The sequence below is a fragment of the Klebsiella sp. GN_Kp190 genome (assembly GCF_040061795.1).
In the GTDB taxonomy this organism is placed as follows: domain Bacteria; phylum Pseudomonadota; class Gammaproteobacteria; order Enterobacterales; family Enterobacteriaceae; genus Klebsiella; species Klebsiella michiganensis.
In genome coordinates, this window is the sequence record NZ_JBEAFN010000076.1 from 17488 (window position 1) to 33214 (window position 15727).

The window sequence follows — 15727 nt, forward strand, 5'->3', positions numbered from 1 at the left end:
TCCACCGCTCCCTGTCCGGCATTAACCCTTTACATGATTAAATGGCCTGCAAGTCCTGGCCGCCGGGCAAACGCGCTCTCACCCTGTTTTTGGATACAAAACGATAACTTATCGCGCTACCGCGGCATCGCTGCGCACGCTATTCATCAGGCATCCGATCTGCTCAATCTCGACTTCCACCCTGTCCCCGGGCTGCATAAAGAGCGGCGGGGTACGTTTTTTTCCGATGCCTCCGGGCGTGCCGGTCAGAATGACATCCCCCGGAGAGAGCGCGCTGAAGGTGCTGATATACGCAATGAGTTCGGCAATTGAATACAACATGCTGCCCGTATTATCCTGCTGCACCGTCTGGCCATTCAGTCGGGTGGTAATATTCAGATTTTGCGGGTCGGGGATAGCGTCCGCGGTCACCAGCCAGGGGCCGAAGCCGCCCGTCGCTGGCCAGTTTTTGCCGCCGGTAAAGCAGGCATGCTGCCAGTCGCGCACGGAGCCATCCATATAGCAGCTGTAGCCGGCAACATAATGCAGCGCCTCCTGCTCTGGTATATTGCGTCCTCCACGGCCCATCACCAGCGCCATTTCGCCTTCATAGTCAAACTCATTGCTGCGTTCCGGCTTGAGGAGCGGTGCCAGATGCCCGGTCTGTGAATCCGCAAAGCGGATGAATAGCACTGGGTTAGAGGGCTTCTCGTCACCAGCAGCGTTTTTATCGCGATAATTCACGCCAGCGCAGATAATTTTTTTCGGTTCAGTAATGACCGGCAGGAAAGCGATCTCGTCGAAAGAATAGTTCGCCTGTTTCGCAGACGGCGGCAGAGTATCAACAAGATGAAGATGCGGTATAAATTCCAGCAGGCTGCCATATTGAGGAAACCGCGCCTGCAGATCGATGACGCCGTCAGCGGTCGCCAGGCCATATTTGTTTTTATCATTAACGCGAAAGCTTAATAGTTTCATAAATCACCCAGCAATATACAGAGGTGAAAGCCCCGACGTTATGATGAAGAGCAGCAAAAAATACCGGGGCGAAGTAACCGATGATCCGCAATACAGTAAGCGATATCTCTGCATTGCGGATTAACAACAGACGCAGAATAAATTAACCGACGCGGCCCAGCTCAGCGGCGCGCATGGCGTCGTGGATCTCTTTTTCAGCGCCATTTTCGAGCGGCAGCAGCGGAGAGCGAACGGTGGCATGTTCAAGGATCCCGCGCGCAACCAGAGCATGTTTAAGGGCCACGGTACCTTCCATGTGCGAACCGCGGTGGTAGACGCTTTTGGTCACCGGCAGCAGTCGGTCGTGCAGCTCACGCGCTTTAACGTAATCGCCCGCTTTACCCGCCTTAATCATTTCAATTAACGGCTCAGGCGCGATATTGCCGTAGCCGACCAGGAAGCCATCCACATCAAAGGCGGTATGCAGCAGATATTCATCGTGGCAGCTTAAGATTTGCAGATCCGGACGCTCGCGGCGAATAACCGGAATTTCGGTATCCCAGCGGCGCATATTACGTACGCCATTCTTCATGGCAAATACGCCCGGCTGCGCGGAGATATCCAGCAGCGTTTTCAGGTTGTAGGTAGCTTTAGTGACATCCGGATACTGGAAAAGAATCAGCGGCAGGCCGCTTTCTTCGTACACCACGCGGTAGCGATCCTGAGGCGCGCCATCCTGATAGCCAAAGCGCAGCCAGCCGTGGGAAGGATAGAGCAAACCGGCGGATGCGCCGGCGGCAACGGCGCGCTTCGCCTCCAGCGCAGCCACTTCCGTCCCTTCCCCGGTGATGCCGGCAATAATCGGAAGCTTATCATCCACGGACTTCACAAATGCGCGGATCACATTCGCCTGCTCTTCCTGGGTCAGAAAAGTCCCCTCCCCTGCGTGTCCCAGCACCACCAGACCTTTCACCCCGTCGATGCTGCCCAGCCAGCTGCCGAGGCGCTGAATGGCATCATAGTCTACGCGTCCATCGCGAGTGAAGGGTGTAACCGGAGCCGGAGTCAAACCTCTCAGATCGATGTTAATCATAAATATCCCCTTGATGAGTAAGCATTTGTTTACGGTTAAGCGATTCTTTGAAACGGAAGTGAAATCGTTTCTGCAATCGTTTTCACGACGTTGACATTGAACCTCAAAAATAAAACCGTCAACGCCATGTTGGTTAAAAATGCAACGCAGATCACAAACTAAACCGCGATCTGCATCCGGGATGAGATCCGTTATACAAAATTCAACCCTCCCCGCTTTCTCCTGGAAAGTCGGGGAGGATCGCAGGGGGATTATTTACGTGGAGACGCGGTAGACTTACGGGGAATAAGGGAAGGCGTGGTAATCCGCATATTATTATTTATCTCTGGATTCAATAACATATCAACCGCATTGCTGGCGATATGCTCCAGCGGCGTTCTGACCGAGGTCAGCGCCACGGGCAGTCTGCTCACCAGGGGAATATCATTGTAGCCGACCAGGGAGAGATCTTCGCCAATCACCAGCCCCTGCTGGTGCGCGGCCGCGAGGACGCCGATCGCCAGCTCGTCATTGACGGCAAATAGCGCGCTCGGGCGATGAGGCTGGCTGAGAATTTTCATTCCCTGCTGCTCCCCCGAGGCGATATTAAAATCTGAATGACAGCACCATTCCGCTTCGATCCTGAGCCCGGCTTCCTGCATTGCCCGCTCAAAGCCCTTACGCCGGTTGCGCGCGTTGGAGGCAAAATCAGGGCCGCCAATCAGGCCAATATCGCGGTGGCCTAAATCAATCAGGTGTCGGGTAGCCAGATAGCCGCCAAGCTCATCGTCCCCGACCGATGAGGGGCTAAAACCGTCGGTACGCAGCGCCAGAACGTGGGGCACATCCCGTTCACGCAGGGTTTGCGGCAAAGGATCGTCCAGCCGGCAGGTGGACATGATCAACCCATCCACGCGGCGATCCAGCAGCGATTCCACGGCGTTTTTCTCCTGATCCTTGCTATCACCGCAGGTCGCAACGATCGCGAAATAGCCTCGCCTGGCCGCCGCCCTGGCTATCTCTTCGAAAAGCATCGCCGTAACGGCATCGGTCAGCCTCGGCACCAGGACGCCAAGCGTTCCGGTATCGCCCCGGCGCAGGCTGGAAGCAACATAGTCCCGACGGTAGCCCAGCTCACGGGCCACCTGGCGAATTTTCTCTGCCGAGGCGCTGCGCGAGGTGGGTAACCGTTCATCGAGTACGCGCGAAACGGTCGAGACGCTCACGCCCGCAGCGCGAGCAACATCCCGCATTGTCGCCAGCTTTTTTTCCGGCAAATCGTTCAGTTCACTTTCTTGATCCATCTGCTGCTCCAACTCATCAATGCGGGTAAAAATCCGTGTTGCCCGTTCAACGGATACCATCGTGCAAACCGTGGGGTTAAAGGATCTTACGTCAAACCTCGCCCGGACAAAAGGAATGGTGCTTCACTTTGCCGGGTTCATTCGGCTGGTCGTTAATTCACATTTCTTATCCATTTTGCTTTGCATTCGCCGCTTCGCCTTTTTGCGCGTGAGTTTTTTCAGATTGTGAACTGCTCGACATTTATACAACAGGCGTAATTGACTTAGCGGCGAATCCAGCAAAGGATTAGCTGCAAGTGAAATCGATTGCAGTAACGTTATCATAAACACATCAGGACAGCATTATATGCAGCACGTCGATGAATAAGGGTTCGTTGCCCTGTGGTTATTCAGAACCTTACGTGTATGCCCCAGACAACGTTTAACAGGGTAATACTATGTCAACTCAGGCCATTGCTTCAGATTACGCCGTTGCCAGCGGAACGGCGTCCACGCCAGACGCGCTGCTGGCAAGGCTGGAACGCCTCCCCATCACCCGACGGCTGAAAGCGATCCGCGTTATCGTCGGCTTATCGACGTTTTTCGATGCCTATACCATTATTGCAATCGCATTTGCGCTCCCCCAGCTTACCCAGGAGTGGGGTCTCACGCCGACGTTTGTCGGTCTTATTATTGCGGCCAGCTACGTGGGCCAGCTGTGCGGCGCCCTGTTTTTCGGCTCGCTGGCGGAAAAAATAGGCCGTATCGGCGTATTGCGTATCACCATCATCATGTTCGTACTCATGGATGCGGCCTGCCTTTTTGCCTGGAACGGCTGGTCAATTCTTGTTATTCGCTTTTTACAGGGGGTGGGTATCGGTGCGGAAGTCCCCGTTGCCAGCGCCTATATCAATGAATTTGTCGGTGCCAAAAAGCGCGGGCGTTTCTTTTTGTTGTATGAAGTGATTTTCCCTATCGGCATGATGTTTGCCGGATTGGTGGGGTATTTTCTGGTACCCATCTATGGCTGGAAGGTCATGTTTTTAATTGGCTTAGTCCCCTCCGCGCTGACCGTTCCCCTGCGCTGGCTGATGCCGGAATCACCGCGCTGGTTGACAGCAAAAGGGAGGCTGAAGGAAGCGGACAGCATCGTATCGACGCTGGAATCAGAGGTCATCAGGCGCGGGATGACGTTGCCCGAACCGGAAATAAAAGCCCCCGCGGTGCAAAAAGCGGCTCCGGAAGGGGTTAAGGCCCTCTTTGGCGGTATCTATAAATCCCGCACCTTTATGCTCTGGGGACTGTGGCTGACGGTTTATAGCGTCAACAACGGAATGATCACCTGGTTTCCAACCCTCTACAAAACCTGGTTTAACCTCTCCCTCGATACCAGTCTGGCCTACGGCTGGATCACCTCTTCCTGCGGCGTCGTGGCTTCAGTGATCTGCGCCTTGATGATCGACCGCGTCGGGCGCAAACGCTGGTACACATGGGCCTTTTTACTGGCCATCGTTCCGCTGATTACGCTCTCCGTTCTGGGCGCGAAATCCGCCGTTGAAATTCTGATTCTGGGCAGCCTGACCTACGCCATTCTGCAGACCATCGCTTTCTCGCTTTATCTGTACGCGGCAGAGCTTTACCCCACCCGACTGCGCGCTATCGGCACCGCGTATTCCAGCGCATGGCTCCGGGCGGGGTCATCCATCGGCCCACTGATGGTCGGTTTTATCGTCAGCGGCTTCGGGATCCGCTTTGTGTTTATCACTTTCGCGGTCATTGCGCTGATTGGTGGCTTAATTACCTGGCTTTTTGCCATTGAAACCAAAGGAAAATCGTTAGAAGAGCTGTCGCCATAGACGGCTGTGGCTCCAGGAAACACGGAGCCACCTCTGACGGGAGGTCGGCGCAGCCGGCTGATTCAGCTGCGCCTTACCGGGAATTATTCATAGACCTGGATCATTAACAGGCGGTAAAAACATGAACAAACTCATCCACAGCGGCACGATGCTGCTGGCTTTACTACACCCTTTACAGACGCTGGCCAACGAGACGCTTTTTTCTCCCACCGCAAAAAACATGACCGGAGAATGGGGAGGCGTGCGTACGGATCTGCGCCGTCATGGTTATGATTTTACGCTGGAATATAGCGCAATGACGGCCACGAATATCTCCGGCGGTTACGATCGCGATAAAACCCTGCGCTACAGCGACCAGTATATTCTCGGCGTAAATATGGATCTGGAAAAGATTTTAGGTATTCACGACGGTGAATTTAAAGCGTCGGTGAATAATCGTAACGGGCGAGATCTGACTCAGGATCGCCTTCAGGATCCGCGCGCGCCGGTAATAGGCTCCGGTGTTCAGAGCAACTACGGTCGGGGGCAAACATGGCACGCGACGCAGTTTTGGTTCAAAAAAACCGGGTGGGATAAGAAGCTGGATCTCAAGGTGGGCCTGATGCCGTCGGGAGAGGATTTTGATAACAACGGCTGCTTTTTTCAAAACCTGTCGCTGTGCGGCTCTTTAGCCGGCCACGGCAGCGGCGTCTGGTATAACACCCCCATAGGCCAGTGGGGTGGCCGCATCAAATACAGCCCTGCCCCGGCGCTTTACGTCCAGGCCGGCGCGTTTCAGTACAATCCTGCCTACGCCACCCGCCACGGAAGCTTCCAGCTGGATGGTACCGGGCATCTGGGGTACATGTACCTTTTTGAACTGGGATATCGACCTACTCTCGGCGCGGCAAAACTCCCCGGCATCTGGAAACTCGGGGGATGGTATAACACGGCGGACGCCAATGATGTGCTGGATGATGACAATGGCGATCCCTATGTGCTCACGCACCAGGCCGCCCGGCGACACGACGGCCGCTACGGAGGTTATCTCTATGTCGTCCAGCAGCTGACCTACTCGAGCAGCCAGCGCCAACGTGGCCTTAGCCTTTTCGGGCATCTGGCAATGAATGATAAAGATACGGCGACAATGGACTATCAGATTCAGGCCGGCGCCATTTATCAAGGCCCTTTCGCCAGCCGTCCGCAGGACTTTATCAGCTTCGGCGTCAGTAAAATGCACGCCAACGACAGAGTCGCCCGTCGGGCGCAGCTCCTGAACCAGATGCGGGGGATCGATGATTATGATAACCCTCTGTATGTTCCGGTTCGCAGAGCCGAGTATGCCGCAGAGCTGCATTATAGCTTTCGCGCGACGCCATGGCTGACCGTGCGCCCTAACCTGCAGCTGCTCGTTCATCCGGGAGGAAGCGAAGAGATTAAAAACGCCTGGGTGCTCGGCAATCAGGTGACCGTCAAATTCTGATAAAACGGGCTGCCGCCGTCAGGTCTGCTCTATTCAGCAATACGCAGCCTCTCAACGCTTTAGCGCACCGGAATCAACGACCAGACACATGTCTTTCCAGGGGGAGAGGAGATTATCTCCCCATTTCTCCCCCCACGTCATAGGGAATTCAGAGGGAGTACGGACAGAACTGGGGTCAGCTTCTTTATATAGCCCTCTTGTCTATCGCGGGAAATTCTTTGGTCGCGGTCGTGGTTATCCAGTCACGGAAACGCCGGCATATCTTCTGCAAGACCGCGGACTCGTCGTACACCAGATAGTACGCAATCGGCGTATCAACCGGTATTTTTAGCGGGTTAATCAGCAAACCACTCTTCAGTTCTTCACAAATAAGAGAACTGCGCACGAGCGCGATACCTTTGCCCGCGATTGCGGCCTCAATCACGCCGTTGGAATCGATGAAAACGGGCCCCGTGTCTGTCTTCAAATTGCTAATACCCAGAGCACGAAACCAGAGAGCCCAGTCCAGCCTGTGTTCATCGTGCAGCAGCGTGTATTCAGCCATATCGCCCGGTGATGAGAGCTCGTCCTCTGATGCGATTAACCGGGGGCTACAGACCGGGAGGAGTTTATCGTTTATCAGGCACTCAGACTCCAGCCCGGGATAGTCACCAGCCCCGTGTCGGATGGCGAAATCAATCCCTTCAGACAGTAAATCAACCTGCCTGTTGGTGGTACTGATTTGCACTTCCACGCCCGCGTTAGCTTTTTCAAATGCAGGCAGCCGCGGCAGGAGCCATTGGATGGCAAAACCACTTGTGCAACTGACCGTCACTTTGTTTGCCTTTCCTTCATTCATTAAGCGCTGTGTTGCTTCTGCTATCTGATTGAAAGCCGGCCTTATCGCCCGCAGATAGATGCGTCCTTCGGTTGTCAGTTCGAGACGGCGAGGACTACGTATGAACAACCGGCTGTTCGTCATGCTTTCCAGCTTAGCAATCTGTTGGCTGACCGCGCTGGATGTCACGCATAACTCATCGGCAGCCGCTTTCATACTCATCAGCCTTGCCGCAGACTCAAAACACATAAGCGCATGTAAAGGTGGCATTTTCATCGGCTACACGACTTCATGAATTAGAAAAGCTTAAGTATAAACAAAAATCTTGTTTGTCAGTACGCCCGCCCTGTTTCACAGTTGCGTTGTGACTTCTCATTCAAATAAAAGGAACCGCTATGCGCATTGCTGATTATCTTCGGTTATTGTTGCTCGCCGCTATCTGGGGCGCGAGTTTTCTCTTTATGCGTATAGCCGTACCGCAGTTTGGCGCTATTAACACGGCTTTTTTGCGCGTCTTTTTTGGTTTCACAGGACTCGCGGTTATTTTATTTATCTTTAAATCTTCTTTTGACTTTAAAGATAAATTTAAGTCCTCTGTGATGCTTGGCGTCATTAATTCTGGATTACCCTTCCTGATGTATTGCCTGGCTGCCAAATGGTTACCGGCTGGGTATTCAGCCATTCTGAATGCAACAACGCCGTTGATGGGGGCGGTGATTGGGTTTGCATTTTTTGCAGAGAAATTAACATTCAGAAAATGGGCTGGCATGCTCCTGGGCATTGTCGGGATCATCGCGATCGCCACAATTGGTGAACCCCTGTCAGCTGAGAAACAAATTGCCGGCGTTATTGCCTGCCTCATCGCGACCAGTTGCTATGCGATCGCCGGTTTTCTGACGCGTAGCTGGATTTCAAATAAAGGTGGACTCGATCCTAAAATCGTGGCCTTCGGTAGTCAGATAGGTGCGTCCTTTTTTTTGCTACCCTTTTTTATATGGAGCACCCATAGTGGACCGACCGTTAACTGGTTACAGCAAGAGGCATGGATAAGCGTTATTGCCGCAGGAGCGATCTGTACCGCATTTGCCTACATACTCTATTTCCGGCTTATCGCTGATATCGGCCCCTTACGTTCACTCACAGTGACCTTTTTAATTCCTCCATTTGGCGTGCTATGGGGATACATGGTACTGAACGAAACCATTAACAATGGTTTTGTTATCGGGGCGATCATTATAGGTATTGCTGTCTGGATGGTTGTGAGCCCGGAAAAAAATAATTAGCGACGGAGTACGCAGAGTCAAATTGACGTGCATTCAGTGCCAGAAATCCCCAAGAAATTATCCTGAAAACGTAATGAATATGGCCAGTTCGCCGCTAACAGGCTGCTGTCCTGGGCAATGCGTAAACTGACAAGAGAACACCCAGGGACGCCCTTTCCTGCGGTTCTGCCCCCCTGATCCCGGCATAGCCTTCCTGCTATGCCGGGTATTTCAACTACCGCTTGATTAACGCAAACACGCCCCAGCCAAAGTATTCGCGCGTATAAGTCGTATGGCGTTTTGGCGCCATCGTCAGCTCCGCCCGGACTTCTGGCACAAACTCATCATCGGGGTTTTCCTCTAACCAACGGCGCATGGTGAGCCATTTCGCCGCTTCGTAGCGGTCCCAACCTTCCTGGTCCGCCAGCACCATTTCGACGAGGTCATAGCCAAGCGCATCGTAAGAGGAGACCAGATCGGCAAGCGTCAGAAAGTCGGCGAGCGAAGAGGCGCCACAGGCCTGTGCTATCTCTTCCGTTGCCGGTACCTGGCGCCAGTACGGTTCGCCGATCAGCAGCATACCGCCGGGCTTGAGGCTTTTGCTCAGCAGCTCGATAGTCCCGGCGACGCCGCCGGCGATCCAGGTCGCGCCCACGCAGGCGGCGATGTCGCATTTTTCCTCGGCCACATAACCGGCGGCGTCCTGGTGAATAAACGTCACGCGGTCGGCAACGCCGAGCTCTTCTGCCCGCAGCTTAGCCTGCTCGCTGAACAGCGCGCTCATGTCGACGCCGATGCCGCGAATGCCGCGATCGCGCGCCCAGGTACAGAGCATCTCCCCCGAACCGCTGCCAAGGTCGAGTATCCGGGTTCCGGCCTTCATTCGCAGCGCGCGGCCAAGGGCGGCGTATTTTTCCGGCGTAAACGGGTTATGGATGCGGTGAGCGCTTTCACTAATGGTGAAAATACGTGGAATATCCAATGGTTGAATTCCTTTTATGGGTTTTGCGGAAAGAGAATCAGGAACGTTTTTTTCGGCCAGCAGCGCGTACAGCTTGCCGGTAAAGGTTTCGCTGACCGGCCATTCCGCCTCATCCGGGCGGGTAATGGTGGTCAAACCCGCCGTGCGCAGCAGGTCGAGATAAGCGTCATCGTGCCAGGCGGTCATCCGGCTGCCGAAGCGCGTCACCTTGCCGCTCTCTTCAATCGCCATAAACCGCGTGGAGCTGGTTTGCGCCGCCGGATCCCAGGCGTGCTCCGTCAGCAGCAGGTGCGGAACATCAAGAAACAGCCCCTGCGGACAGCGCTGCCAGCCGGGATCGGCCATTCCCTGACGTTTAACCTCTGCATAGGTATGAACCTCGATGAGCAGCTTTCCCCACGGAACCAGCCACTGCGCGCAGCGATGAACCAGCGAGCGGGCCTCAGCCGCGCTGAACACGTTCAGTTCACCGAAGGTCATCATAATGAAATCAAACTGGGTTTCCGGCGCGTACTCGCGAACGTCCTGCTGGTGATAGGTAATATCCAGCCCGGCCGCCTGCGCCTGCTGCCGGGCCCAGACGATCGACGCCGGCGAAAAATCCACGCCCGTACAGTAAAAGCCGCGCTCCGCCAGCAGGCGGGTGTAAAAGCCCGGCCCGCAGCCGAGGTCCAGAATGCGCGCGCCGGCGGGTAGCTGTCCGGCAATCCACGCGACCTGTTGTTCGATAACCGCCCGCCTGCGGCTGGCCCAGTCGTGCTCCTGCGACAGATGGTTCTCCAGCATACGCTGGCTAAAAGCCGGTTCATCCCAGGGGATTTTGCGCTCCCGGGATGACAACGCGATATGCCTGGAACCTGTAATAATCGTGCCAATAGTCATCATCATCTCCTTATTGATTACTCGCGCCAGTGCTCGGGTTTCATTAACGCCCGGGCGCACTGTATCTGGCCCGTTCGTCCCAGCGGCTGAGACGAAATCGGCTGCAGCATCCAGCAGGCTTTATGCGCCTCGGGAATCGGATAAGGCGCCGGATAGCCTTTATCTCCCGCGCCTGGCTCAAACCCGTGCCTGGGGTAGTAAGCGGCGTGGCCCAGAACAAATACCATCTGGCTTCCCATTGCTTTCAACTGCTCAATGCCGTGCCGGATAAGCTCTCCGCCAACGCCCACGCCCTGGTATTCCGGCACCACCGCCAGGGGAGCAAGGATGTGCATCATCGGCGAGTCCGGCTCCCCTTTGAACGTCGCCCGGGTGAATAAAATATGCCCAACCGCCTCTCCGTTATGCCTGGCCAGCAGCGATAGCGTCGGGCAGGCGCTCTCATCGTTGAGCAAATCGGCCACCAGCCTGGCCTCTTTGCTGTAGCCGAAAGCCCGGGTTTCGACGTCGAGAATGTCATCGGTATCGCCTTCAGAGGCGACATGAAAAGTGAAGCTGTGGTTTGTCATCAGAGGCTCCTTAGCGATTGTCCAGCTGTGCGCGGACGTTATTCAGCCCGGTGGTATTGATGCGGTAGGGCTGTCCGTTGACGGACTTAATCAGCTTTTTGGTTTTGAGTTTTTTAAAAACGGCGAGCGTGCAGTCGCTGAGCAGGAGCCCTTCGCGGCTGTAGCATTCAACAGAGGTGACGCGGCCTGATGCATCGCGGATGTGCGCGATCCGGCCACCTTTAGCGAGAACGTGTAAGGTACGTTGTTCCTGACGGGATAGATTCATACTGAAGAAACCTGTTAATCATCATGCGTAAAAACGAGCCAACACCCGCAGGTGTTCGCGTAAGGTTTAAGCGCAGCGATAACCAGTCCGGCCTGAAAAGGTCGGGAAGCTGATTATCTGATGATGACATTCTCCAGCATCAAAGCCTCGGTGAGAGTTGAAAAGGTATTTACCAGCGGAATGATAACACGTAGTTTTTATATGGAAATCGTAATAATCAAAAAGTGTGATCTGCTGCGAGTCCGTACGCGCTCCGGCCGGCATCAATGACCGCCTCCGTTCTTCTGGTCGATAGGTTTGGTACATTGGTTAACCATTTCGCAACACGACGCTACCCGCCGCGCACTGACCCTATGCCCATGAAGAATTCCACTTCCCCGGTTCTGAGTAATCTCTTGAAGTACATGAAAAATGCTTAACGCTAACGCCAGCAGAATCAGCCCGCGCCCCGTGGCGGTCTAACAATGCCGCCCTGTTTAACGTTCCCTCCCCTTCACGCATCTCCGTCACACTTTGGTTTACCAATTTGCCATTCATGGTTGACATGTTCGACCAATTGGAGGAATTTATACGCCATATCGTCTGGTTTCCCCTCCGTTACGATGGTTGACCGGAACCGACGCTACCATCAAAGCAGCGGCCTGAAGCAGGTCAATAACGTGAAAGAGGTTAAGCATGGAACAGACATGGCGCTGGTATGGCCCTAACGATCCGGTCACTTTAGCTGACGTCCGTCAGGCGGGCGCGACCGGAGTGGTTACCGCCCTGCACCATATCCCGAACGGTGAAGTGTGGACGGTTGACGAAATCCTCAAGCGTAAAGCCATCGTGGAAGCCGCCGGGCTGGTATGGTCGGTGGTCGAAAGCGTACCGATTCACGAAGAGATCAAAACCCATACCGGCAACTACGCGAAGTGGATCGCTAACTACCAGCAGAGCCTGCGCAATCTGGCCCAGTGCGGCATCCGTACCGTGTGCTACAACTTTATGCCGGTCCTTGACTGGACCCGTACCGACCTGGAATACGTCCTGCCGGATGGCTCCAAAGCCCTGCGTTTCGATCAAATTGAATTCGCCGCCTTTGAACTGCATATCCTCAAGCGTCCGGGCGCGGAAGCGGACTACACCGCCGAAGAGGTCGCTCAGGCGAATCAGCGTTTCGCCGCCATGAGCGATGAAGATAAAGCGCGCCTGACCCGCAACATTATCGCCGGTCTGCCGGGCGCGGAAGAGGGATATACCCTCGACCAGTTCCGCCAGCACCTTGCCACCTATAAAGATATTGATAAAGCCGCGCTGCGCGAGAATTTCGCCGTCTTCCTGAAAGCGATTATCCCCGTCGCCGAAGAGGTTGGCGTACGTATGGCGGTACACCCGGACGATCCGCCGCGCCCGATTCTCGGCCTGCCGCGCATCGTCTCGACCATTGAAGATATGCAGTGGATGGTCGACACGGTGAACAGCATGGCTAACGGCTTTACCATGTGCACCGGCTCCTACGGGGTCCGCGCCGACAACGATCTGGTGGATATGATTAAGCAGTTCGGCCCGCGCATTTACTTCACCCATCTGCGCTCTACGCTGCGCGAAGAGAACCCGAAAACGTTCCACGAAGCCGCTCACCTGCACGGCGACGTGGACATGTACGAAGTGGTGAAAGCGATTGTTGAAGAAGAGCACCGCCGTAAAGCGGAAGGCAAAGAGGATCTTATCCCTATGCGTCCTGACCACGGCCACCAGATGCTCGACGATCTGAAAAAGAAAACCAACCCCGGCTATTCCGCGATTGGTCGCCTGAAAGGGCTGGCTGAAGTTCGCGGCGTCGAGCTGGCGATTCAGCGCGCTTTTTTTAGCCGCTAATTCCTGACTGGCGGGGCCGACGTCCCGCCTTTACCTCTTCGGCCGCCTTTTGCGGCCCACTCTGGAGTTTGCTATGACTGCAACCATTGCCGACAGCAACCTGCCGGTGACGCGCCCCGCGTGGGATCGTTCTCGCCTGGAATCCCGCATCGTTCACCTGGGCTGCGGCGCATTTCACCGCGCGCATCAGGCGCTTTATACCCATCATCTGCTGGAAACCAGCGACAGCGACTGGGGCATCTGCGAAGTCAACCTGATGCCGGGCAACGATCGCGTTCTGATTGAACAGCTGAAAAATCAGCAGCTGCTCTACACGGTGGCGGAAAAAGGCGCTGACAGCACCGCGCTGAAAATTATCGGTTCGATGAAAGAGGCGCTGCATCCGGAAATCGACGGCTGTGACGGCATTCTGCGCGCCATGACGCGTCCGCACACGGCAATCGTCTCCCTGACGGTCACTGAAAAAGGCTACTGCACCGATGCGGCCAGCGGCCAGCTCGATCTCAACAACCCGCTGATTCAACACGACCTCGCCAACCCGACGACGCCGAAATCCGCCATAGGCTATATCGTCGAAGCGCTGCGCCTGCGCCGTGAGCAGGGGCTTGAGGCCTTTACGGTGATGTCCTGCGATAACGTCCGCGAGAATGGCCACGTGGCGAAAGTGGCGGTGCTTGGCCTGGCCCAGGCGCGCGACCCGCTGCTGGCGGCGTGGATTGAAGCCCATGCCACCTTCCCGTGCACCATGGTTGACCGCATCGTACCCGCGGCGACGCCGGAAACGCTGCAGGAGATTGCCGACCAGCTTGGGGTCTACGATCCGTGCGCCATCGCCTGCGAACCGTTCCGCCAGTGGGTGATTGAAGATAGCTTCGTCAGCGGCCGCCCGGCGTGGGATAAAGTCGGCGCGCAGTTTGTTGAAGACGTCGTGCCGTTTGAAATGATGAAGCTGCGGATGCTCAACGGCAGCCACTCCTTCCTGGCGTATCTTGGCTATCTCGGCGGCTATGAAACCATCGCCGATACCATGACCAACCCGGCCTATCGTGAAGCGGCTTTCGCCCTGATGATGCAGGAGCAGGCGCCGACGCTCTCCATGCCGGAAGGCACCGATCTCCAGGCCTACGCCACGCTGCTGATTGCCCGTTTCAGCAACCCGTCGCTGCGCCACCGTACCTGGCAGATCGCCATGGACGGTAGCCAGAAGCTGCCGCAGCGCCTGCTGGATCCCATCCGTCTGCATCTGCAAAACGGCAGCAGCTGGCGCCATCTGGCGCTCGGCGTGGCGGGCTGGATGCGCTATACCCAGGGCATCGACGAGCGGGGGCAGCCTATTGATGTCGTCGACCCGCTGCTGGCGGAGATCCAACAGATCAACCAGCGTTTTCAGGGCGCAGAACGCGTCGCCGCGCTGCTGGCGTTAAGCGGAATTTTTGCCCACGATCTGCCGGACAATAGCGATTTTATTGCGGCGGTGACGCAGGCTTACCACGCGCTGTGCGAACGCGGCGCCCGCGAGTGCGTTGCGGCGCTCGGCGGCGGCCTGTAACGCTCTGTCCTGCCATGGGTCAACTGCACACCAATGTGGTTGACCCGTTTTCCCACTCTCCGCGCACGGGGAGGTGCCAACCCCCTGGCCAGATGCTATAGTCAGCCACCGGGCTATCGCATCTCACAACATAACATCATGAAATCACAAACTTCTCAGCACAGACCCTATCAGGAAGTCGGCGCGTTGATCCGCAATCTGATCGTCCAGACGCCCTATAACCCCGGCGATCGCTTACCGCCGGAACGTGAAATCGCCGAGATGCTGGACGTGACCCGCACCGTGGTCCGCGAGGCGCTGATCATGCTGGAGATTAAAGGGCTGGTCGAAGTGCGCCGCGGCGCCGGGATCTACGTGCTCGATAACGCCGTCGGAGAAGGCGCGGCGGAGAGCGCGGACATCAATCATTGCAATGATGCAGGTCCGTTTGAACTGCTGCAGGCCCGCCAGCTGCTGGAGAGCAATATCGCCGAATTTGCCGCCCTGCAGGCAACCCGGGAAGATATCATCAAAATGCGCCAGGCTTTGCAGCTGGAAGAGCGCGAGCTGGCCAGCAGCGCGCCGGGCGGCTCCGAAAGCGGCGATATGCAGTTTCATCTGGCCATTGCCGAAGCGACCCACAACAGTATGCTGGTCGAGCTGTTCAGGCAGTCATGGCAGTGGCGGGAAAATAACCCCATGTGGATCCAGCTGCACCGCCATCTCGGCGATACCCACTACCGCCAGGAGTGGCTGGTGGATCATAAACGGATCCTCGCCGCCTTAATCAAAAAAGACGCCCGGGCGGCCAAGCTTGCCATGTGGCAGCATCTGGAAAACGTCAAACGCCGCCTGCTGGAGTTCTCCAACGTCGATGATATCTACTTCGACGGCTACCTGTTCGACTCCTGGCCGCTGGACAACGCCGACGCCTGATCCCTGCCGCTGGC

At 55.9% G+C, this 15727-nt stretch carries 13 protein-coding genes and 1 pseudogene; 6 read left to right on the forward strand and 8 right to left on the reverse strand.

Translation table 11 applies throughout. The features are described 5' to 3' along the window. Positions 1-108: 108 nt before the first annotated feature. From ABLU67_RS27795 to ABLU67_RS27805, 3 genes are all read right to left on the reverse strand, one after another. Positions 109-957 (reverse strand): fumarylacetoacetate hydrolase family protein, encoded by an 849-nt coding sequence (locus ABLU67_RS27795; protein WP_201993579.1) that lies wholly within the window; start codon positions 955-957, stop codon positions 109-111. A gap of 142 nt (positions 958-1099) precedes the next feature. Next, complete coding sequence (locus ABLU67_RS27800) at positions 1100-2029, reverse strand: dihydrodipicolinate synthase family protein (RefSeq protein ID WP_004848004.1); 930 nt, start codon at positions 2027-2029, stop codon at positions 1100-1102. Positions 2030-2280: 251 nt separating this feature from the next. Continuing rightward, complete coding sequence (locus tag ABLU67_RS27805) at positions 2281-3312, reverse strand: LacI family DNA-binding transcriptional regulator (protein WP_004848002.1); 1032 nt, start codon at positions 3310-3312, stop codon at positions 2281-2283. 437 nt (positions 3313-3749) lie between these two features. Here ABLU67_RS27805 and ABLU67_RS27810 point away from each other — a divergent pair, with 437 nt between their 5' ends. Both ABLU67_RS27810 and ABLU67_RS27815 read left to right on the forward strand, forming a co-directional pair. After that, positions 3750-5147: an MFS transporter gene (locus tag ABLU67_RS27810; RefSeq protein ID WP_014228060.1), complete on the forward strand. Its 1398-nt coding sequence runs from the start codon at positions 3750-3752 to the stop codon at positions 5145-5147. A 121-nt stretch (positions 5148-5268) separates the two neighbouring features. Next, complete coding sequence (locus ABLU67_RS27815; protein WP_348852622.1) at positions 5269-6609, forward strand: carbohydrate porin; 1341 nt, start codon at positions 5269-5271, stop codon at positions 6607-6609. Between the two features lie 184 nt (positions 6610-6793). On the opposite strand, the gene gcvA is transcribed toward ABLU67_RS27815, so the two are convergent. Then, on the reverse strand, positions 6794-7702 hold the full coding sequence (gene gcvA, locus ABLU67_RS27820) for a transcriptional regulator GcvA (RefSeq protein ID WP_049104432.1): 909 nt from the start codon (positions 7700-7702) through the stop codon (positions 6794-6796). A gap of 119 nt (positions 7703-7821) precedes the next feature. Here gcvA and ABLU67_RS27825 point away from each other — a divergent pair, with 119 nt between their 5' ends. Then, entirely contained in the window at positions 7822-8709 is an 888-nt protein-coding gene (locus tag ABLU67_RS27825) for a DMT family transporter (RefSeq protein ID WP_049084232.1), read from the forward strand. A gap of 214 nt (positions 8710-8923) precedes the next feature. Here the strand turns inward: ABLU67_RS27825 and ABLU67_RS27830 are convergent, their stop codons facing one another. The 4 genes and pseudogenes from ABLU67_RS27830 to ABLU67_RS27845 all read right to left on the reverse strand — a co-directional run bounded on the left by ABLU67_RS27830 (position 8924) and on the right by ABLU67_RS27845 (position 11389). After that, positions 8924-9670, reverse strand: coding sequence for a class I SAM-dependent methyltransferase (locus ABLU67_RS27830; RefSeq protein WP_224322392.1), 747 nt, complete (start codon positions 9668-9670; stop codon positions 8924-8926). A 351-nt stretch (positions 9671-10021) separates the two neighbouring features. Further along, positions 10022-10558: pseudogene (locus ABLU67_RS27835) on the reverse strand (class I SAM-dependent methyltransferase); the annotation flags it as partial. 11 nt (positions 10559-10569) lie between these two features. Further along, a complete protein-coding gene (locus ABLU67_RS27840; RefSeq protein WP_201208115.1) occupies positions 10570-11121 on the reverse strand; it encodes an N-acetyltransferase in 552 nt (183 codons plus the stop codon). A 10-nt stretch (positions 11122-11131) separates the two neighbouring features. Then, positions 11132-11389, reverse strand: a complete 258-nt coding sequence (locus tag ABLU67_RS27845) for a YjhX family toxin (RefSeq protein WP_004110819.1) — start codon at positions 11387-11389, stop codon at positions 11132-11134. 675 nt (positions 11390-12064) lie between these two features. Here ABLU67_RS27845 and uxuA point away from each other — a divergent pair. From uxuA to uxuR, 3 genes are all read left to right on the forward strand, one after another. Beyond that, entirely contained in the window at positions 12065-13249 is a 1185-nt protein-coding gene (gene uxuA / locus ABLU67_RS27850) for a mannonate dehydratase (protein WP_014228054.1), read from the forward strand. Between the two features lie 73 nt (positions 13250-13322). Further along, on the forward strand, positions 13323-14798 hold the full coding sequence (locus ABLU67_RS27855; RefSeq protein WP_014228053.1) for a fructuronate reductase: 1476 nt from the start codon (positions 13323-13325) through the stop codon (positions 14796-14798). 138 nt (positions 14799-14936) lie between these two features. Continuing rightward, positions 14937-15713 (forward strand): Uxu operon transcriptional regulator, encoded by a 777-nt coding sequence (uxuR, locus tag ABLU67_RS27860; protein ID WP_004847986.1) that lies wholly within the window; start codon positions 14937-14939, stop codon positions 15711-15713. Positions 15714-15727 lie beyond the last annotated feature (14 nt).

Coding starts and splice junctions, on each gene's coding strand:
- ABLU67_RS27795 (WP_201993579.1), bottom strand. CDS start 957: ATGAAACTATTAAGCTTTCGCGTTAATGATAAAAACAAATATGGCCTG.
- ABLU67_RS27800 (WP_004848004.1), bottom strand. CDS start 2,029: ATGATTAACATCGATCTGAGAGGTTTGACTCCGGCTCCGGTTACACCC.
- ABLU67_RS27805 (WP_004848002.1), bottom strand. CDS start 3,312: ATGGATCAAGAAAGTGAACTGAACGATTTGCCGGAAAAAAAGCTGGCG.
- ABLU67_RS27810 (WP_014228060.1), top strand. CDS start 3,750: ATGTCAACTCAGGCCATTGCTTCAGATTACGCCGTTGCCAGCGGAACG.
- ABLU67_RS27815 (WP_348852622.1), top strand. CDS start 5,269: ATGAACAAACTCATCCACAGCGGCACGATGCTGCTGGCTTTACTACAC.
- gcvA (WP_049104432.1), bottom strand. CDS start 7,702: ATGAAAATGCCACCTTTACATGCGCTTATGTGTTTTGAGTCTGCGGCA.
- ABLU67_RS27825 (WP_049084232.1), top strand. CDS start 7,822: ATGCGCATTGCTGATTATCTTCGGTTATTGTTGCTCGCCGCTATCTGG.
- ABLU67_RS27840 (WP_201208115.1), bottom strand. CDS start 11,121: ATGACAAACCACAGCTTCACTTTTCATGTCGCCTCTGAAGGCGATACC.
- ABLU67_RS27845 (WP_004110819.1), bottom strand. CDS start 11,389: ATGAATCTATCCCGTCAGGAACAACGTACCTTACACGTTCTCGCTAAA.
- uxuA (WP_014228054.1), top strand. CDS start 12,065: ATGGAACAGACATGGCGCTGGTATGGCCCTAACGATCCGGTCACTTTA.
- ABLU67_RS27855 (WP_014228053.1), top strand. CDS start 13,323: ATGACTGCAACCATTGCCGACAGCAACCTGCCGGTGACGCGCCCCGCG.
- uxuR (WP_004847986.1), top strand. CDS start 14,937: ATGAAATCACAAACTTCTCAGCACAGACCCTATCAGGAAGTCGGCGCG.